Here is an 18,382-nt window from a genome sequence, read left to right as displayed (position 1 = left end):
ACCTAGTCCAGCGGATGGTCGAGCTTCGACAGCCGCAGCAGCGTGCACGACTCCTGGCCCGGGCACACGACGAAAACCGTGAACGACACCTGCCGTTCCGTCCGCTCGACATCGGTGTCCCACGTACCCGCGCGATGACGGGTGCCCACGACAGTGAGCGCCGCAGTGCCCGGCGGAATCTGCCCGGTCGCTGCCTGCTCTACCGCGGTCGCCCACGCGGCTGGCACGGTCACCGACTCCACGTCGAGCCACTGCCGCGTGCCGTAACCAGCAAGTCGCTGCCACATATCGGCGCTCGGCAAGTAATCCCGCACATCGGCGGCCAACGCGGCCGCTTCCTTTGTATCGGCCACGTCCACCAGCACCTGCGCCCAGTCGGCAAGGCCAGCATCTTGGCGCGTGTCCCAATCAAAGAGCGCGTGCGCGACGCTGCGGGCAAACAGCTCCGGGCTCGACGTTTCGAGTACCGGCTGCGGCTGGTCGGTTGGCACCACCACCACAGCGGATGCCGTCGGTGCCGGCCGCTCCGGCAAGCTCGCCTTCGCAGGCCCGCGAATCAGGCCAACCAACCCGATGACTGCCAGCAAGATCAGCGCGATGCCAGCGCCCACGATGGCGACGACAAGGCGACGGCGGCGAAAGAAACGCATGATGGGCTCCTAACGAATGCGTGAAATGGTGGCGGAGACCGGCACGACGGTGGGGGAGTCGCGGAGGGTGCGCATCCGCTCGAAGAAGGCGACAGTTCCGGCGAGGGTTGCGTCGAACTGCTCCCATTGGTCGTCGGTGAGTTCGGCGGCGACCTCGGCGTCGTCGTAGCGCAGCCACCAGTCGCGCAGGTCGTTCCAGAGGAAGACGAAAGAACGCGTGGGCAATATCGAGTCGGCCGCAGCCACAGGGCGGCCCTTCTTGGCGCGCTTCGCTGTCTTCGCGCGGGCGAGTGCCTCCCGGGCCAGCTTTTCCAGGTCGGCGGAACGCCCGGCGGTAGACACAGCGGGAACCAGCGAGCGAACGGGCGTCTCGGCCGCGACGCGGTCAACTTCGGCAGCGACCCGCCCGTGCGCAGCCGCCACCGATCCGCCGTTCTGAATCACCGCCAGTTCCTCTCGCGCGCGATTGCGCAGCGTCTCGTCGAGATTCTCGTCGTCCGCCATTCGTTGCAGATGGTCAATGCGTTCCAACGTCGTATAGGAGCGCCGCCCGGTTACGAGAAGGGCCGCTTGCGCGCGGACGCGATCAATCGGCTGCGGTTGTGCCACCGTGGCACCACCGTCTGATCTGGGCTTTTCCGTACCGAAGCGTGTAGCGACCTGCCGCCGCTGGGCGTCCTCAGCGAGAAGCATCTTCACCTCGCGATACAGGGCGGCCGCCTCGGTGGGGTCAAAGGCCTTGTGCAGCGCGTTCTCGTCCCGCTCGGCAAGCAGCTGGGCGAGTTGGTCCGAAATGCCGGAACGCACCCACACGTTGAGCTTGCGCACCCCGAGCTTCCGAAGCGCTGCCAACCGGCGGGCGCCGCAGACGAGGGTGCCGTCGGGCGTAACCGTGATCGGCTGCAGCAGCCCTTGTCGCTCGATCGAGGCCGCGAGCGCATCGATGTCTCCGAGGTCGGTGCGATGCCGCGAACCGATCCGGATGGAGTCGATCGACCGCTCCAGCTCGATGTGCCCCGGGGTTACAGTCATGCGAACACCCGTGGTGAGTTCAGAACGATGTCGAAGACCAGGTCGTCGTCGCCGAGCAGCGCGTGCAGCGGTTCGCCGACGAGCAAGCGCAACAGGATGCCGCGCCCCGCGGCGGTGTGCGCGTGCAACGGTTTGCCGGATCCCAGAAGTGTTCGGAGCATGCTCATCCAGGCCGGCTGCGAAACGTCGAGCAAAGCACGAGCGGCGTAGTCGCGACGCAACGTCTCGAAGGCCGACAGGCGCGATGGCGCATCCGCTAGCCGACTGCACACGTACTCGATCCCATCGCGGGCGCGGTCGGTCGGCCAGCCGAGCAGCGTGAACAGCGAGATCGCATTCTCAACCGCTAGAGACACCTCAACCAGCGGTTCTGACTCGTCAAATGTGTCGGCCGGGTTGACGCTGAACGCGGGATGATATTCCGGTAGGGCGTGCTCGCGATCGCTGAAGCGTTCAGCGTCATGAAACACCGACACCCGGGACCGGCGCGCCTGGTGCACCGAGCACAGCAGGCCGCGGGCGCGTTCCTCGGCGATGCAGGTCACCTGCACGGCACGTGTGACGATGGCCCACGGGTCGTCGGCGCGCAGTGTCGAGGGCGCCCGCATCGCGTCGTAGGCGGCCGCGGCGGCCTCCCACGGGTCCAGATTATGTTTGCGCGCCAGCCCGGCGTAGCGCTGGGCAGTGAACCGCATGAGCTCGGAGGCCTCGGGGTCGCTGCGCCAGCGGGCGCCGCCATCCGCTTGCAGGCGCGCGAGCAGTCTGCGCAGGCCTTCGGATTCGCGAAAAGTTCTCATGGCGGCACCTCCCGTCGAGTTGGTGTGTCTTTCCGTGTTCAACAGGATGCTCATGGTCACGCCCGCCCGAAACCGTCGCGGCCGAACTGTGGACGCTTCCGCACCGCCCCGAACTCGGAGAGGGGAGCCAAGAGGGCGCCCCGCGCGCGAATCGCCCGCGCGGCCGTGACCGGTGCCCGTCGAACCTGCCGCACGGCGTTGGCTTGCAGGTCGATGCCGCGACCGGCGATGCGCCCGGCGCCCAAGTTGAGCAGGTCGGCCGCACGAATCCAGGTGACGGCGGGCCGCGAGCTGGCTCTGGCCGCTGGCGTCATGCCCGAGGGGCCGCTTCGCGTGCGCGCTGAGAGGCGCGATTTCTCCTCCAATACGGCGTGCAGCGGATGCCGCTCGCCACCGGCATCGACACTGGTCGCGCCGTGTGACTTATCGAAGTCGTCTACATCCATCACTTCATCTCCTTTGGGTTGGTGATTTGAACGGCAAGAATGTCAGCGAGCTATTCATGACAGGCAGTGTGCTTCGCCGCGTCTAGTTGCCGGGGCAGGTTGATCGAACGCTTGCGCGCCCGCCGTGGCCCGGCGGCTCGCCGAGCTGATCGTAATGAGAATCTCGCGTTCATCGAGGCCAGCCGTTTGCGCGGACGGCCCCAGCGCAGCCTCGACGTCTGCAGGCGCGAAGCCTGCCTCGACCAGTCGGCAGGCCGCCCAGAACAGCCCACTGTTGCGCTCGCCTGCCTGCAGGTTGCTCACCCATTGCGCGAGCCGACTCGCCTCCGGCGCCCTGGCTACTGTTGCCCGTGTGCCCACTCTCGGCGGCCTCGGGTCGATGAAGCCGCGCAGGGCGACGGCGTCGACCGGCTTCGAGCCGGCCGACGACAGCGAATACAGCCGATAGCTGGCTCGACCGGTGTCCGTCGCTAGTGTGGAGGGTGGCACGATGACATAGCCGCCGTCCCCGCGAAAGTCGATGTGCGCGCTCGCCGCCTGCCAGCAGCGCTGCGGCCGATCTGCGATCGCGACAAAGTACACGTGCATGCCGCCCGACGGGGTGCGCACCCGGGCGAACTCGCCGTCTACCAACCCAGCGGCTGTGGCCTGCTCGAACGCGGCGAAGCCGGCATCCGCTTTGGTCACGTCGATGTCCACGACGTCGATTCCCGACGCGCTGCCCGTCGGCATCCCGATGTTCGCACTCGGCCACCGCGTCCACCACGCCCGCACCTGCTCGAGGTCGGAGCTCGCGTCATGAAACCCCGCAGGCGTGAGCGGATGTTTACCCTCCGGCACACACGGAAACACCGGAATCCCCGCCCGCGCGAAGGCAAGCGCGGCATCCCGCACCGACAGCCGGCTCGAGGCCACCAACACCTCAGCGACGCTCATAAGAACTCCGGACGTGGAGCCATACGTGCCAATTCACATCAATCACCTTCCCGAAGGACTGCCACGCACGCGTGGCTCGATGACACGGAGGTGCGCCTTGCTTCGCTGATGCGTTCGGCGAGGCCGTTCCGTGTTGAGCATGCTCAATCTCAATTCACGGTCAGTTTTAGCACCACATTTGAGCATGCGCAACCCTTGTGTTGATCATGCTCAAAGAGTAGATTGGGCATTCTCAATGACCTGAGCATCCATCAGCACCGGGAAGTGAAGGGGCGCATGACCGACGAGGAGAGCACGACAGCCGCGGAGGATCTCGCGAAGCGCCTCCGCCTGCTGCTCGATGTCGCCGAGGCCGAGACGGGTAGCGAACCGACCTTCACCCAAATCGCCGCGTTCCTCGAAGCGCGTGGCACAAATCTCTCGAGATCGCGATGGACGTACATCGTGAACGGTCACCGGTACGTGCAAGATGCAACACTTTTCGAAGGCCTCGCCGCGTTCTTCGACGTTGACCCTGAGTTTCTCGCTGGCTCGGAAGGTGCCGAGGTACCGGCCAAGGTCAGCGCCCAGCTGGATCTCGTGCGGTCGATGAGGGCGGCGCGCGTGAAATCTTATGCGGCGCGTACCCTCGGCGATATTTCCCCCAACGCGCTCCAGGCGATCAGCAGGTTCCTCGACGCCGAGGTCTCGCCGGAAGCGCACGCAACCAAGTCCGGAGGGGAGTGACGACCCAGTGAACAGCGGAGTGAGCGTGTCGACGGCGCTCGATCAACTCGCCCTGGGCGAGACTTTCACCTTTGACGAACTCGTCGGCGCCGTGCAGCGAAGCCGGGGGCATCGCCTGCGCATAGTCGAGCTAGTGGGCGTCACGGGTCGCGACGGCTTGTGCGCCGTTTGGTTTGAGGCGGGCGGCGATGATGTCATCCTGCACGCCCAGAGCGATTCGGCGCTGCACGAGCAACAGTTCGTGTTGCACGAATTGGCCCATATGATCCTCGGCCACGAGGCCGACGAGGACTCCGACGTTCCTGACATCCTGCTGCCGGACATTCCACCCGAGACTCGTCGCCGATTGCTCCGGCGCCAGGATCTCAACACGGTCAAGGAAGTTCAGGCCGAGACTCTGGCCGACCACCTCGCTGCAGCAATCAGGGGATCCACGATGCACCGGTCGCGGTATCTGGAGGTCTTCGGATGATAGTCGTGCTCGTCGCCGCGTTCATGTGGCTGCTCGTCGCGGTCCTGCTCATCCTGCGGCGGGGTCGTGCAGAGCGCAACATCACCTACGCCGCGCTGACTATCGCAATCGCGATGACTCTGAACATCGATCAGGCTTATCGGATACTCGATAGATACGCCGGCGGCACCAACCTGGTGACCCTCGTGGCGGATGCAACGCTCATGATTGGCGTCTTCCTCCTCGGTCGCGCAGTGATGAGAGCTTCCGAGCACCAACCGCGAGCCGCGCAGGTTGCCCTCGGACGGTTCACTCTGGCGGCCGCGCTCACCGGCGCGGTTGGGACGTTCCTGCTCATTGACCGTGGCATCACCACTACGAGTTTCATGATCGAGCTCGGCGAGCAGCCAGCGGCCGCCGCTTATTCGATGATCCAGTTCACCTACTACGCGATCGTTCTAGCCGCGATGGCTGCCCTCGCGGCGCGACAATTTCGAGGCAGCGAGGGCGCTCAGCGGATGCCGCCAGCCTCGCTGCTCCTCGGCAGCATCTCCGGGGTCGCCCTGAGCATCATCGTCATCACGATGGATCTCGCTCATATGGTGCGCAACCTCAACCTAATGGCCGGCGTCGCCATCGCCTATGAACCCCTACACCTGCTGACTTTCCTGTTCCTCTGCCTCGGGTTCGCCGGTCAACCCGCCGCCCGCACTCTGCAGGCGCGATCACGCGACCAAAATACTCGCACGCTCGTGCATGACCTTGAGCCCATTTGGGCCGCCGCGACGACGGCACGTCCGGGAATCAGCCAGATCGAAAATGCCTCGTTCAACACCGCCGATCCCGAGACGCTGCTCCATCGGCAAGTCGTCGAAATCCGCGACGCAATGATCGATACGAGGGTGGAGTTTGACGTGAGCGCCGACGACCGGCAACTCATCGAGCGCGCCGAACGGTACCTGCTGGGAACAAGATCGAGCGACGCGGCACCTGTCGCTCCGCCTGCTCGACAAAGCCAGCACTGACGATGAAAGCCGTCTGGGCGTTCGCGGGCGTGGTCGTCGGCAGTGGTGTGGCGCTCGCGGGCGTTGGCCTGGCGATTGCGCGGCGCCTCACCGCCTCGGTAAGCGGTCGCCGGTACGAGCTCACCATTCGCGGCGTCGACAATACAGGGGAGCGACTAGTTGTCATCCTTGATCTCACGCCAGCCACGGCCGCGCCCGGCGACTACTGCCTCATCCTCGAAAACGGTGGCTGGGTTCGGCTAGCGCCTGGAGTCGAGAACCGCGGGCCGAGTCTCGTCGGCCGCGAGGTCGCGGGGGAGTCGGGGCCAGGCGTGGCTGCCGGCCAGCGAGCATCCTGGAGCGGCATCTACTTCCAGAGCCCAGCGGATGCCGGCCTCCAAGCAACAGATGTTGAAATACAAACGGATGTCGGCCCCGCGCCCGCCTGGCTCGTCGCGTCTGAAGGCCCCCCGTCGACGACTTGGGCCATCCACATCCACGGACTCGGAAGCACCCGTGCCGGAACTCTGCGTGGCGTGCAGGTCGCCTCGGAATTCGGGTTGACCTCGCTCGTCGTGACGTATCGGAATGACGGCGAAGGTCCCCGGGTCGGGACCGGGAGATCTGAACTCGGCGCCGCCGAGGGCGATGACGTTCGCGCGGCAGTGAACTACGCCCGTGAGAACGGCGCACGTAGCGTCATCTTGTTCGGATGGTCAATGGGTGGTGCCATTGCCCTGCAGCTCGCCGCCGATCCCAACCTTCGCGGTATCGTCCTCCGGCTCGTGCTGGAGTCGCCCATCCTCGACTGGGTCGCGACGATCAAAGCGAACTGCGCACGGTCTGGCCTGCCCGCGTGGACGGGCGCGCTCGCCGTGCCATGGCTCAACTGCCAGCCGCTCGCTCGACTAATCGGTCTCGCCAATCCAATCAATCTGCGGAGTTTCGACTGGATCGAGCGTGCTGACGAGGTGACGGTACCGACGCTCATCCTTCACGGCACCCTCGACGCGTCATCGCCGCCTGGCGTCTCGACTCGTCTTAGTGCGCATCGACGCGGCCTCGTCGACTTCGAAGCATTTGATGCAGACCACACGATGAGCTGGAACTCGGATCGCGCCCGCTGGAGAGCAGTCCTCACCGCGTGGATGACAGCCCTACCAAACGATCAGGGGGATTTGAACCTGCGTCGCAGTCATCTACGTCACCCGTTAAAGTGACATGAGGTCTTCCTTGCCGCCGTAATTGCATTGACCGCTTTAAACTCTCAGCACCCACGGACTACTTTTCAAAGAGCGTCGACATGGGAGACGGTGCCCTAGCCGGACTTCGTGAACGGAGCGCAGCGGGTTGTCTTGATGAGGCCGTCCGAGGCTTGTACCGATATCACGGCCGGACCGGAGCTGAGGTTGTTGTCAATGATGTCGTCGCCGGTGGCGTTCAGACGCGCCCAATAGCATTTAGATCCGCCGTCCGATGAATATGTACCCGGCTGAATATCGGTGCCAACCCGAAATGTTCCGTCGCCAGCGAAGGTGTTGGCGGCGATGACGTCTTCGGCGCTCTTGACCACTCCCTCGCGTGTATCCAAGCCCGATGACCGCGCGGTCAGCGCGGCCTCTGCCGCAGTGAGCTCTTCCTTCCGAAGCTCCGCCGCACCCACCTTCGACCGCAGTCCGCTGATCGTATCGTTTTGTTTGCTCCAGTCGCTTCGGAGCGAATCGTAGTTGTCACTCGTCGTTGTGAACTCCGCCTGAACGTCAATCGTTGCTTCTACCTGGCTCGAGAGCATGACCCCCAAGGTCGCGATGGCGATTGCTGCGACGGCGCTGGTGGCGACTAGGACGAGTAGTGGGGTGCGCTTGGTTCGCAAGTCGGGCATCCGCTTGAAAAGAATGGACAAGCGGGTGGCAAGGGCCGCGCCGTGTAAGCGAAGGCGAGGCGGCGTTGGACTCGGTTCGGTGCTGTCGTTCATGACGGTTCCCCCTCTGTTGATTTGCGCGTCTGCGCGGTAGGGGGGGCCGGACTGCCCTAGCCCGGCCCCACCTACCCCCTTTTCGGGCAGGCTATTCGGCGAGCAGCGTCCAGTTGCCGTCGGCGCTCACGACGATTGCCGAAGGGCCTGAGCTGAGCGGCACCGTTCCCGAGTAGGCGCCGATTTCGTTCACGAGCAGCCCCATGCTGAAGGCCTCGTCGGTCTCCTCAACGATCGAGAAGTTCCTCGAGCCGTCGTGTGTCGCCGTGAGCTTGCCGGCGGAGCCGTCGAAGAGATACACGCCGTCGCCGACACCGGATGCGACGAGCGCGGCAGCCGCAGAGATGGGTGCGATGGTCAGGCTCCAGTTTCCGTCGGCCGTGATTTGCAGGGTCGTGTCTTCACCGAATGAGTTGAAGCCGTACTGGGTTGTGCCGCTGTAGGCGCCGATTGTGTTGACGAGCAGTTGCCCTGTGGATGCGTTGCTCGCGTCGAGTACGGAAATTGAGAAGTTTCTCGTACCGTCGTGGGTCGCGGTGACGATTCCGGCAGTGGCGCCGGCCGGCAGCGTGATGAGGTTGTCGCCGGCGCCGGTCTGGGTGATGACCGCGAAGGTGCCGAAGGCGTCGTCGGCCCAAGTCTGCACGGTGTCGACCGGCGCCGCTTCAACGACCGCCTCTTCAACGGCGGGGTCGTCTGCGGCCGGTTCGGCCGCCGAATCGGCGACCGGAGCCACGGCCGCCGGAATAGCACTCGGCGCGTTGCTCGCGTTGACTCCGGAGACGATCATTGACAGCACGCTAACCGCGCCCGTGACGATCCAGGCGATCTTCTTGTACTGGTCATACCCGGCAAGCCGGAGTCCCTGCTTGTCGCGGCCCTGGGCGAGAACGAGGATCAGATCAGCCAGCCACCAGATTCCCAGGCCGCCGAACGTCAGCAGTTTCACGACGCCTGAGCCGACCTTGCCGAGGTAGAAGCGGTCCACGCCGAAGATGCCGAGCAGCCAGGCTAAGAGCCAGGTGGCCACAAAGGACTTCGGTGAGACCGCGGGGCCGATCAGTCGCGCGTCGGTGGCCGGTACGGCGGCGGGTGCTGGCTGCAGAAACTGCTCCTGCTGGGATGTCGGCACTCCGGCCGGGGGCGTGTTGTGGTTGGTCGTGGGCATTTTGTTATCCTCTGTTTGTTGTGATGGGTGCGTGAACTGGAAATGCAGGGCTACTGCTGGGAAAGTTCGACGACGATGTCGAGACCGCTATCCGGGTGATAGCCCCAGGAGGCGTCGAAATAGTCCCAGGTCGCCGTTTGCCGGCCGTCGAGTGCGCGCGTGCTGCCGATGCGGGTGTTAACGCTGTCGGGTACCTCGAGTTGGTCGAGAACGCAGAGCACGTCGATGTAGTCAGCACCGGAAGACTCTTCGCCTTCGCTCCGCATCGAGATGCTTTGGCCCTCGTCACCCACGGTGATCCACACGTTGTCGACGACGTCGCAGGTCTGTGTGGAATCACCGATGGCGGTTGACGCCAAGAAAGAGCCGGTCCCTACACCCAACGACGCAGCGGTTAGCGTGCCGCCGACACCGACGATGAGGCCAATGGCCAGGCTGACGAGACCGATCGTCAGGTCGCGTTTTTTGAACGAGGGCCCCTGCGGCGGCGGCGGTGCGAATTGTTCGGCCGTGATGTCGGCGGATTCTGGTTCCATGATGTGGCTCCTCTAGCTGGTCTGCAGTGTGAGCGGGTGAGGGGCGGTCATTCCCCCCAATGACAACGACCGTTCCTCACCCGCCGGTACCGACCGACTGCGGCGGGCACGACACCAAACTATTGGTTTGCTACAAGTGCAACGACTTTGACATTGATAAGAGGGGTTATCAGCAGTCAATGTTGCACAACAATCCGGGTTGGCCGTAGCCTGAGGTCATCAACGAGGGGAGCGCAGCATGACGACCACCGACACCAGTCTGCTGATGACCATGTCCGACATCGCCGGCCTTGCCCACGTGCAACGTCCCGTTGTCTCGGTCTGGCGAAGCCGCTCGGCCGGCACCGATACTCCCTTTCCGGCCCCGGTCAGTCGCCAGCGCGGTGTCGACCTCTTCGACGCCGACCAGGTGGGTAGTTGGCTCGAACGAACCGGCCGCGGCAACAACCGCGACGCCCCAGCGGATGCGGCCGCCTACGCCGTGCCCGACGCCTCGCACGGTTCAGACGAGTTCGACGAGCAGACCTTTCGCGGCGTCACCGCTCTGCTCGTCCTTCACGCCGCGAGCGATCACGCTCTCAGTGCACTTACCGCAGCCGAGCTGGTCGACCTGGCCGACGAGTATGACCCCGACGACGACCTGCTGCTCCGCGAGATCGAAGCCCTCGGCGACACCCTGCCCGTCCTGGTGGCTTACGTCGATTCCCTGGTCGAAGCCGCGTTCGGCCCGGCGCCCGCCTTCGAACGGATGCTCACCGACCGCTCCAAGCGCAACCTCGCCGGCGAGGGCGACCTCACGCTCAGCCGCGCGGCCCTGAACGTCATGACCGAGACCGTCACCGCGCTGCGCCTCACCCAGCCCGCCGATTCGGTGCTCGTCGACCCGACGGGCAGCGCGAGCGACCTGCTCATTGCTATTCACCAGGGCGAGGTTCCGGTGATGACGGCGAACGTCGACGGCCCCGCAGCCCGGCTGCAGCGCCGCCGCCTGATGGTGCACGGAATCGTGCGCACCGAGCTGCAAGTTCTGCCGTCCGGCGCCTTCAGCGTCACCGGCGCCGCCGTGCACGTGGCGCAGTATCCCTCGGCCTTCCGGCCCACGATGACGGCTGAGCAGGTTCTCTCCGATATCGAGCAGAGCGTGCTGCAGATGACCGACGAACAGCTGGCCGTGGTTCTGGCACCTGCATCGGTGCTCACCGACATCGGCCTCAGCCGCGATGCCGAGAAACTGCGCTCATCTCTGTTGCGCTCCGGTCGAGTGCGCGCCATCGTGCGCCTGCCCACCGGGCTGCTGACTGGCAAACCGCAGCAGTTGCAGGCGCTCTGGGTGCTCGGCGGCGCCCATACCGCGGTCGCCCTCGCCGACCGCTACGCCATGGTGGCCGACCTCGTTGCCACGCCTCTCAATGAGGCTGCCATCGACGCACTCGTGAGCGACCTCGCCGCCTCGCTCGGCAGCCAGCGCATGGTGCGCGCCCACGCCTTTCGCTTTGCCCGACTTGTGCTCACCCGCAGCCTGCTCGCCAGTCGCCGCTCACTCGTGGCCGGGGTGAGCACCGTAATCCCGGCATGCGATCAGCCGGCGGCTGCGCTCGCCGTGTCCATCGAGCGGCTCGCGGCCAAGCTCGAGGCCGACCTGGTAGTCGAACCCGCGAGCGAAATAGCCTCGAGCTCGACCGTGCACGAGCTGTTGGCGGCCGGGCACCTGCGCTACATTCCGGGCAATCGCATCGCCGCCGACGATGTGACTGACGAGATGAGTGAGAGGGCAGCAGATGCCGCGGGCATCCGCTTGATAGGCCCGGCCGAAGTCGCGAACCCCTCGCAGCTCGGCCACAGACGAATCGACCGGCTGAGGTTCGCGGCCTTATACCCCTCTGGCCGCGTGACCGAGCCCGGCGACGTGGTGTTCTGCACCTCACCCCGGCCGGCCGCAATGGTCGATACGGAGGGCACCTCGGTCGTGCTCTTCCCGGCCCGAATTTTGCGTATCGAGCAGGCCGACCCGAATGGTCTGCTCGATGCGGTACTCGCCGCCGATATTGTGGCGTTGCCCCCCGGCCATCGCCGATGGCGGGCCTGGCCGGTGCGTCAGGTCGCCCTGAAACAACGCGCGGCGCTTGCCGACGCTCTCACCTCGCTACGGTGGGAACAGAAGCTTGCGTGCGAACGGCTGGGGCAGCTCGATCAGCTCACCGATTTGCTCATGGCCGGCGTCACCGCCGGCACTATCACCCTTGTTTCTAACGCACCATCGAAAGGAACCACCTAGTGGCACCGAAGACCAAGATCGCCGCCCTGCCGTCGACCATGAAAGAACTGAAAGACACCCTCTGGAAGGCCGCCGACAAGCTGCGCGGCTCCATGGATGCCTCACAGTACAAAGACGTCATTCTCGGCCTGGTGTTTCTCAAGTACGTCAGTGATTCCTTCGACGAGCGGCGCGAGCAGATTCGCACCGAACTCGCCGCCGACGGCCTCGACGAGGACCAGATCGGCCAGCTCATCGACGACGTCGACGAATACACCGGCCGCCGCGTGTTCTGGGTGCCGGCCGCTGCCCGCTGGACGTTCATCGCCGAAAACGCCAAGGGCATCGCGGGTGCGGCCGGCGAGCCGTACAAACAGGTGGGGCAGCTCATCGACGAGGCCATGGACCTCATCATGGTGGCCAACCCCACCCTCGCGGCTACGCTGCCGCGCATCTACAACCGCGATGGTGTGGACCAGCGCCGGCTCGGCGAACTGCTCGACCTGTTCAACTCCGCCCGGTTCACCGGCGAAGGGTCGACCAAGGCCCGCGACCTGCTCGGCGAGGTTTACGAATACTTCCTGGAGAAGTTCGCCAAGGCCGAGGGCAAGCGCGGCGGCGAGTTCTATACTCCCGCCGGCGTTGTGCGTGTGCTGGTCGAGATGCTCGAACCCACCCGCGGCCGCGTCTACGACCCGTGCTGCGGTTCGGGCGGCATGTTCGTGCAGGCCGAGAAGTTTCTCGAAAACCATCACAAAGAGGGCTCGGAGCTGTCGGTCTTCGGGCAGGAACTCAACGAGCGTACCTGGCGCATGGCCAAGATGAACCTCGCCATCCACGGTCTGAACGGCAACCTCGCCACCCGCTGGGGCGACACCTTCGCCCGCGACCAGCACCCCGACATGCAGGCCGACTATATCCTCGCCAACCCACCCTTCAACATCAAGGACTGGGCGCGCAACGAGCAGGATCCCCGTTGGCGTTACGGTGTGCCGCCCGCCGGCAATGCCAACTACGCCTGGATCCAGCACATCATCTCCAAGCTCAGCCCCGGCGGTAGCGCCGGCGTCGTCATGGCCAACGGGTCGATGTCGTCCAATTCCGGCGGCGAGGGCGAGATTCGCGCCCAGCTCGTCGAGGCCGACCTCGTCACCTGCATGATTGCCCTGCCCACACAGCTGTTCCGCAGCACCGGAATTCCGGTCTGCACCTGGTTCTTCGCCAAAGACAAGACCGTGGGGGAGAGGGGCAGCATCGACCGCACCGGCCAGGTGCTCTTCATTGACGCCCGCAACCTTGGCACCATGGTCGACCGTGCCGAGCGCGCGCTCAGCGACGAGGATATCGCCAAGATCACCGGCACCTATCACGCCTGGCGCGGCACGCCCTCTGCAGCGGATGCCAGCCTCACCTACACAGACGAGCCCGGCTTCGCCTACTCCGCGTCTCTCGCTGAAATCAAAGCCGCGGACTACGCGCTGACTCCCGGTCGTTACGTCGGCGCCGCCGAGGCCGAAGAGGACGCCGAGCCGATCGACGAGAAGATCGCCCGGCTGAGCGACGAGCTCTTTGCTCAATTCGATGAGTCAGAGCGCCTAGCGGGCGTCGTCCGCGAGCAGCTTGGTCGGGTGATTTAGTTGACAACGCTCGAGGACGTCTGTATCCGTGTTGTTGATTGTAAGAACAGGACCGCTCCCATCGACTCAGACGGGGAGTACTTTGTGGTCGGCACACCCGCCATGCGAGGAAACGTCATCAACTATGAAGAGGCACGGCGGGTCAACGCCGAAACTTTTTCAATCTGGACTGAGCGTCTTCTTCCTGAAGGGGGCGACCTCCTATTGGCTCGAGAAGCACCAGTCGGCCCCATCGTTGTTGTCCCCGGCGGCGGGAACGTCGCTGCGGGTCAGCGCACCACGCTTCTCCGGCCCGACCCGACCAAAACCGATGGAACATTCTTGCGGCATTATTTGGCGTCAGAAGAAACTCAGGCAAGGCTGCTTTCGCTGGCCCATGGTTCGACGACCCCACACCTTCGCGTGGCCGATGTGCGCAACTTCCCCGTTGAACTGCCGTCCCTCTCAGAACAGCAAGCAATCGCGGAGGTGCTGGGCGCGTTCGACGACAAGATCGTTGCCAATAGCAGAACTGCAGCGAATGCAACGGCCCTCGCCAACATTATTTATGGGCGAGCGGTTTGCGGGAAACCAGAACGCGCCATGAGCGATGTCCTTCATCCAATACTGGGGGGAACACCTGCTCGATCCAAGAGTCAGTTCTGGACTGGAACGAATTATTGGGCATCGGCTCGGGACGTGACTGGCGCCGATCACGGCGTAATTGTCCGGACGCTCGAAACGATCTCGGACTCTGCGATCACTACAACGAAGGCGCGACCTCTTCCTGCTGGGAGCGTCATATTAACCGCGCGCGGAACAGTTGGCGCCGTGGCGAGACTTGGAGTTGCCTCATCCTTCAATCAATCTTGTTACGGCTTTGAGCCTGGCCGATTGCCGGCAGGTGTTTTGTATTTTGCGATTCTGAACGCGACAGAGCGGGCAAAGGCATTTGCTCACGGCTCCGTCTTCGACACAATCACGATGAAGACGTTTGGGCACCTGCTCGTGCCGGACGTTCCCCGCGTAGAATTTGACGCGATGGAGGCACGAATCAGCCCGCTCCTGAAAACTGTGGATCTAGCGGTAAGCGAGAACCAAATGCTCGCCGCAACCCGCGACGCCCTGCTCCCAAAGCTCATGTCGGGCGAGCTGCGCGTCAAAGACACCGAAAAGTCGCTCGCGGGCGTGCTCTGATGCCCGAGGCACTGCTCAAATAGCTTTCACCAGCGTCAAGGTATTGAGGGGATAGGCAATGACGATCACGACATTGACACCGCAGGGATTGTCCGAAGCGGCGTGGGAGGACTTCGCGCTTGATCAGCTGGGAGAGCCGCTCGGCTGGCTTCCGCTGCACGGGGAGAAGATCGCGCCGGGCACGGGGGAGCGCGAGTCGTGGAGTGAGCTGCTCATTCGCCCGCGTCTGCTCGAGGCGCTGCGCAACCTAAACCCGACCGTTCCGGTCGAGTATCTGCGGCAGGCGCTCGCCGAACTGACGGCGCCGAAGTCGATGGACGCGATCACCGAGAACCAGCGCATGCACGAGTACTTCGTGCACGGGTTTCCGTTCAGCTACCTCGATGCCAGCGGGACCGAGGTGAGTCCCAGCATCCGCTTGATCAGTTCTGACCCGGCGCAAAATGACTGGTTGGCTGTTAACCAGGTGACGCTACGCCAGGGGGACTACCTGCGGCGGTTCGACCTCGTGCTGTACTGCAACGGCATGCCGGTGAGCATCATCGAGCTGAAGAAGGCGGGCAGCGAGCGGGCTACCGTGGCCGCCGCGCACGCCCAGCTGCAGACCTACCTGCGCGAATTTCCGATGGCGTTTCGGTTCTGCGTGTTCACGCTCGCCTCCGACGGGCAGTCGGCGGCGTATGGAACGCCGTTCACTCCGCTCAACCATTTTTCGCCGTGGAACGTTGACGACATTGGCGTTCCGGTGCCGCCAGACAGCACCACGCTGATGGGCGACGCGGTCACAGGGCTCGACACCGCTCTGGCCGGCTTGTACGACCAGGAACATTTTCTGCAGTTGCTCACCTATTTCACCGCGTTCGATGAGGGCGACGACGGCCTCACCAAGCGCATCGCCAAACCGCACCAGTTCTTCGCGGTGAACAAGGCTGTCGCCAGCACCGTACAGGCCGTCGCGAGCAACGGCAAGGCGGGGGTGGTCTGGCACACGCAGGGGTCGGGCAAGTCGATGGAGATGGAGTTGTACACCAACCTGGTGACGCTGCACCCCAAGTTGAAGAACCCGACCGTGGTGGTGATCACCGACCGCAAGGAGCTCGACGGGCAGCTGTTCTCCTCGTTCGATCGCAGCCTGCTGCTGCCGGGCAAGCCGGAACAGATCCTCAAACGCTCCGACCTGCGGCAGAAGCTGAGCGAGCGCAACACCGGCGGTATTTTCTTCACCACGCTCCAGAAATTTGGAATCAGCAAGGCGGAAAAGGATGCCGGGATGGAGCATCCGCTGCTGTCGGACCGACGCAACATCATCGTCATCGTCGATGAGGCGCACCGGAGTCACTACGACGACCTGGACGGGTATGCCCGCCACCTGCGCGACGCCCTGCCACACGCGACCCTCATCGCGTTCACCGGCACTCCCATTTCGTTCGACGACCGCAACACGCAGGACGTGTTCGGCGACTACATCGACGTGTACGACCTCAGTCGCGCGGTCGACGACGGCGCGACCGTGCCGGTGTATTTCGAGCCACGGCTGATCAAGGTGTCGCTGGCAGCCAATGTGACGGAGGAGACCCTCGACGCGGCGGCCGACGACGCCACCCAGGGACTCGACGAAACCGAGCGGGCCCGCATCGAGCAGAGCGTGGCCGTGGTCAACGCGGTATATGGTGCTCCCGAACGCATTACCGCGCTCGCCGCGGATATCGTGGCGCACTGGGAGAACCGGCGCAGCCGCATGTTCAAGTTCATCGACGCGCCCGGCAAGGCCATGATCGTCGGCGGAACCCGCGAGATCTGCGCGCTGCTGTACGAGGCGATCGTTGCGCTGCGGCCGGACTGGCATTCTGCTGCGCTCGACCAAGGCGTCATCAAGGTTGTGTATTCCGGGGATGCCACGGACCAGCCGCCGGTTTCAAACCACGTGCGACGCACCTCGCAGAACGATGTCATCAAGGCGCGGCTGAAGAACGTCGACGACCCGCTCGAGCTCGTGATCGTGAAAGACATGATGCTTACCGGCTTCGACTCGCCGCCCCTGCACACCCTCTACCTCGACCGACCGCTCAAGGGCGCGCTGCTGATGCAGACGCTCGCGCGAGTGAACCGCACCTTTCGCGGCAAGAAAGACGGGCTGCTCGTGGCCTATGCCCCGCTCGCCGAGAACCTGGCCAAGGCGCTCGCCGAATACACAGCGGATGACCAGACCGGCAAGCCGCTCGGCCGCAACATCGCCGAGGTGGTAGCCCTCACCGAGACGCTCGTCGAGACCCTGCGCGGGATTATGGCCGGGTACGACTGGAAGGCCGTGCTGCATAAGGCCGGACCGAAGGCGTACCTGAACGCGGTGACCGGTGCCGTGAACTATCTGCGTGCACCGGGCACGCCCGGCAACCAGATCGCCGAGGGTGAAGAGACCCTCGGGGTGAAGTACCGCAGGTATTCGGGGCAGCTTTCACGGGCCTGGGCCTTGTGCTCGGGGTCGCAGAACCTGGCTGTGCTGCGCCCCGAGGTGCAGATCTACGAGGAGATCCGGGTCTGGATGGCCAAAGCGGATGCCCTCGCTCGGCAGTCCCGCAACGAGCCCATCCCCGAGGAGATCCAGCGACTCTTGGGGGAGCTGATCATGTCCGCGACGTCATCGGGTGAGGTGCTCGACATCTACGAAGCGGCCGGCATGCCGAAGCCGTCGCTGAGTGACCTGACGCCGGAGTTCGTGGCCAAGACGCAGCAGGCGCGCAACCCGCATTTGGCCATTGAAGCGTTGCGCAAGCTGCTGACCGAGGAGGCCGTGGCATCCACGCGCAACAACATGGTGCGGCAGCGCGCGTTCTCGCAGCGCATCACCGAGCTGATGAACAAGTACACCAACCAGCAGCTGACCTCCGCCGAGGTCATTGCCGCGCTCGTCGAGATGTCGCGCGAGGTCGCCGCCGAGTCGCAACGTGGCTCGCACTTCACGCCGGCGCTGACCAGTGATGAGCTGGCCTTCTACGACGCGGTGGCGCAGAACGAGTCCGCCGTGGATCTGCAAGGCAAGGGCAAACTGGCCGACATCGCGCGCGGCCTGGTGCAGGTGATGCGCCGTGACGTGCGCACCGACTGGACCGTGCGCGACGACGTGCGAGCCAAGCTGCGCTCGTCGATCAAGCGGCTGCTCGTGCTGAACGGCTACCCGCCCGACCAGCAGCCCGGCGCGATCAAACTGGTGATGGAACAAATGGAGTCGATGGCGCTGCGGTTTGCAGCGGCCAGGGAATAACACGCGCGTTTCGGGCACAGTGGAGGACAACTCCGATCGGGGCTGTTACGATATCCCAGTCCTAGGGGGTTCGGAGGGTCGGCGAACCCGGCGAATTCGGGTCGTTCTTGAAGGTAGTCGTGCCAAGCTTGACGACAGCGGGCTTTCCGATGGAAATAAAGGCAGAAGGTGGGCGACGCGCGCAGGATGTGTCGGCTGCATTGCACGACTTTGCCGTATTCAGCGTGATTGTAGACGCCGCGAAGCAGGTTCGTGATCGGTCAGGTGAATTCCTCAATGTTGTTGTTATCCATGTGTTGCGCTGTGTCCCCTCGAATTGCTTAGTTCTCTTG

General features: G+C 64.4%; 16 protein-coding genes. 8 read left to right on the top strand and 8 right to left on the bottom strand.

Translation table 11 applies throughout. The features are described 5' to 3' along the window. Positions 1-2 precede the first annotated feature (2 nt). From E3N85_RS10065 to E3N85_RS10045, 5 genes are read right to left on the bottom strand one after another with little or no spacing between them, the layout of a single operon-like run. A complete protein-coding gene (locus tag E3N85_RS10065; protein ID WP_134462816.1) occupies positions 3-650 on the bottom strand; it encodes a hypothetical protein in 648 nt (215 codons plus the stop codon). 9 nt (positions 651-659) lie between these two features. After that, on the bottom strand, positions 660-1,682 hold the full coding sequence (locus E3N85_RS10060; RefSeq protein WP_134462814.1) for a ParB N-terminal domain-containing protein: 1,023 nt from the start codon (positions 1,680-1,682) through the stop codon (positions 660-662). Then, entirely contained in the window at positions 1,679-2,479 is an 801-nt protein-coding gene (locus E3N85_RS10055) for a hypothetical protein (protein ID WP_134462812.1), read from the bottom strand. The genes E3N85_RS10060 and E3N85_RS10055 overlap by 4 nt, the downstream gene beginning before the upstream one ends. A 56-nt stretch (positions 2,480-2,535) precedes the next feature. Further along, on the bottom strand, positions 2,536-2,928 hold the full coding sequence (locus E3N85_RS10050) for a hypothetical protein (protein WP_134462810.1): 393 nt from the start codon (positions 2,926-2,928) through the stop codon (positions 2,536-2,538). 51 nt (positions 2,929-2,979) lie between these two features. After that, the gene (locus tag E3N85_RS10045) at positions 2,980-3,861 is read right to left on the bottom strand and encodes a bifunctional DNA primase/polymerase (RefSeq protein WP_134462808.1); all 882 of its coding nucleotides are present in this window, start codon (positions 3,859-3,861) and stop codon (positions 2,980-2,982) included. Positions 3,862-4,083: 222 nt separating this feature from the next. Here E3N85_RS10045 and E3N85_RS10040 point away from each other — a divergent pair, with 222 nt between their 5' ends. The 4 genes from E3N85_RS10040 to E3N85_RS10025 are packed head-to-tail and all read left to right on the top strand — an operon-like array spanning position 4,084 to position 7,262. Next, a complete protein-coding gene (locus tag E3N85_RS10040) occupies positions 4,084-4,587 on the top strand; it encodes a hypothetical protein (RefSeq protein ID WP_241978421.1) in 504 nt (167 codons plus the stop codon). A 7-nt stretch (positions 4,588-4,594) separates the two neighbouring features. Then, positions 4,595-5,059: a hypothetical protein gene (locus tag E3N85_RS10035; protein ID WP_134462806.1), complete on the top strand. Its 465-nt coding sequence runs from the start codon at positions 4,595-4,597 to the stop codon at positions 5,057-5,059. Further along, positions 5,056-6,063 (top strand): DUF6545 domain-containing protein, encoded by a 1,008-nt coding sequence (locus tag E3N85_RS10030; protein WP_134462804.1) that lies wholly within the window; start codon positions 5,056-5,058, stop codon positions 6,061-6,063. Before E3N85_RS10035 ends, E3N85_RS10030 begins: the two co-directional genes overlap by 4 nt. A gap of 2 nt (positions 6,064-6,065) precedes the next feature. Beyond that, complete coding sequence (locus E3N85_RS10025) at positions 6,066-7,262, top strand: S9 family peptidase (RefSeq protein ID WP_134462802.1); 1,197 nt, start codon at positions 6,066-6,068, stop codon at positions 7,260-7,262. Positions 7,263-7,360: 98 nt separating this feature from the next. Here E3N85_RS10025 and E3N85_RS10020 read toward each other — a convergent pair whose 3' ends face one another. The 3 genes from E3N85_RS10020 to E3N85_RS10010 form a co-directional block, all read right to left on the bottom strand. Continuing rightward, the gene (locus E3N85_RS10020; protein WP_134462800.1) at positions 7,361-8,017 is read right to left on the bottom strand and encodes a hypothetical protein; all 657 of its coding nucleotides are present in this window, start codon (positions 8,015-8,017) and stop codon (positions 7,361-7,363) included. A gap of 91 nt (positions 8,018-8,108) precedes the next feature. Next, a complete protein-coding gene (locus E3N85_RS10015) occupies positions 8,109-9,185 on the bottom strand; it encodes a TM2 domain-containing protein (protein WP_134462798.1) in 1,077 nt (358 codons plus the stop codon). A 50-nt stretch (positions 9,186-9,235) separates the two neighbouring features. Continuing rightward, positions 9,236-9,721 (bottom strand): hypothetical protein, encoded by a 486-nt coding sequence (locus E3N85_RS10010; RefSeq protein ID WP_134462796.1) that lies wholly within the window; start codon positions 9,719-9,721, stop codon positions 9,236-9,238. A 238-nt stretch (positions 9,722-9,959) separates the two neighbouring features. Between E3N85_RS10010 and E3N85_RS10005 the strand changes: the two genes are divergently transcribed. From E3N85_RS10005 to E3N85_RS09990, 4 genes are read left to right on the top strand one after another with little or no spacing between them, the layout of a single operon-like run. After that, the gene (locus E3N85_RS10005) at positions 9,960-11,996 is read left to right on the top strand and encodes a hypothetical protein (protein WP_134462794.1); all 2,037 of its coding nucleotides are present in this window, start codon (positions 9,960-9,962) and stop codon (positions 11,994-11,996) included. A 38-nt stretch (positions 11,997-12,034) separates the two neighbouring features. Continuing rightward, the gene (locus tag E3N85_RS10000; protein WP_134463138.1) at positions 12,035-13,612 is read left to right on the top strand and encodes a class I SAM-dependent DNA methyltransferase; all 1,578 of its coding nucleotides are present in this window, start codon (positions 12,035-12,037) and stop codon (positions 13,610-13,612) included. Continuing rightward, on the top strand, positions 13,613-14,788 hold the full coding sequence (locus tag E3N85_RS09995) for a restriction endonuclease subunit S (protein ID WP_255453885.1): 1,176 nt from the start codon (positions 13,613-13,615) through the stop codon (positions 14,786-14,788). It abuts the gene before it with no gap. A 58-nt stretch (positions 14,789-14,846) separates the two neighbouring features. Further along, positions 14,847-18,050, top strand: a complete 3,204-nt coding sequence (locus tag E3N85_RS09990) for a type I restriction endonuclease subunit R (protein ID WP_134462790.1) — start codon at positions 14,847-14,849, stop codon at positions 18,048-18,050. Positions 18,051-18,382: the final 332 nt, after the last annotated feature.

The sequence above is a fragment of the Cryobacterium sp. Hz9 genome (assembly GCF_004402825.1).
Classification (GTDB): Bacteria; Actinomycetota; Actinomycetes; order Actinomycetales; family Microbacteriaceae; genus Cryobacterium; species Cryobacterium gelidum.
The sequence above is the reverse complement of the archived record's forward strand: the minus strand, read 5'-3'. Positions and strand labels throughout refer to the sequence as shown.

Excerpts from the sequence above, each read along its gene's own strand:
- E3N85_RS10020 (WP_134462800.1), bottom strand. The coding sequence starts at position 8,017 with ATGAACGACAGCACCGAACCGAGTCCAACGCCGCCTCGCCTTCGCTTA.
- E3N85_RS10010 (WP_134462796.1), bottom strand. The coding sequence starts at position 9,721 with ATGGAACCAGAATCCGCCGACATCACGGCCGAACAATTCGCACCGCCG.
- E3N85_RS10030 (WP_134462804.1), top strand. The coding sequence starts at position 5,056 with ATGATAGTCGTGCTCGTCGCCGCGTTCATGTGGCTGCTCGTCGCGGTC.
- E3N85_RS10015 (WP_134462798.1), bottom strand. The coding sequence starts at position 9,185 with ATGCCCACGACCAACCACAACACGCCCCCGGCCGGAGTGCCGACATCC.
- E3N85_RS10000 (WP_134463138.1), top strand. The coding sequence starts at position 12,035 with ATGAAAGAACTGAAAGACACCCTCTGGAAGGCCGCCGACAAGCTGCGC.
- E3N85_RS10060 (WP_134462814.1), bottom strand. The coding sequence starts at position 1,682 with ATGACTGTAACCCCGGGGCACATCGAGCTGGAGCGGTCGATCGACTCC.
- E3N85_RS10065 (WP_134462816.1), bottom strand. The coding sequence starts at position 650 with ATGCGTTTCTTTCGCCGCCGTCGCCTTGTCGTCGCCATCGTGGGCGCT.
- E3N85_RS10025 (WP_134462802.1), top strand. The coding sequence starts at position 6,066 with ATGAAAGCCGTCTGGGCGTTCGCGGGCGTGGTCGTCGGCAGTGGTGTG.
- E3N85_RS10005 (WP_134462794.1), top strand. The coding sequence starts at position 9,960 with ATGACGACCACCGACACCAGTCTGCTGATGACCATGTCCGACATCGCC.
- E3N85_RS09990 (WP_134462790.1), top strand. The coding sequence starts at position 14,847 with ATGACGATCACGACATTGACACCGCAGGGATTGTCCGAAGCGGCGTGG.
- E3N85_RS10055 (WP_134462812.1), bottom strand. The coding sequence starts at position 2,479 with ATGAGAACTTTTCGCGAATCCGAAGGCCTGCGCAGACTGCTCGCGCGC.
- E3N85_RS10045 (WP_134462808.1), bottom strand. The coding sequence starts at position 3,861 with ATGAGCGTCGCTGAGGTGTTGGTGGCCTCGAGCCGGCTGTCGGTGCGG.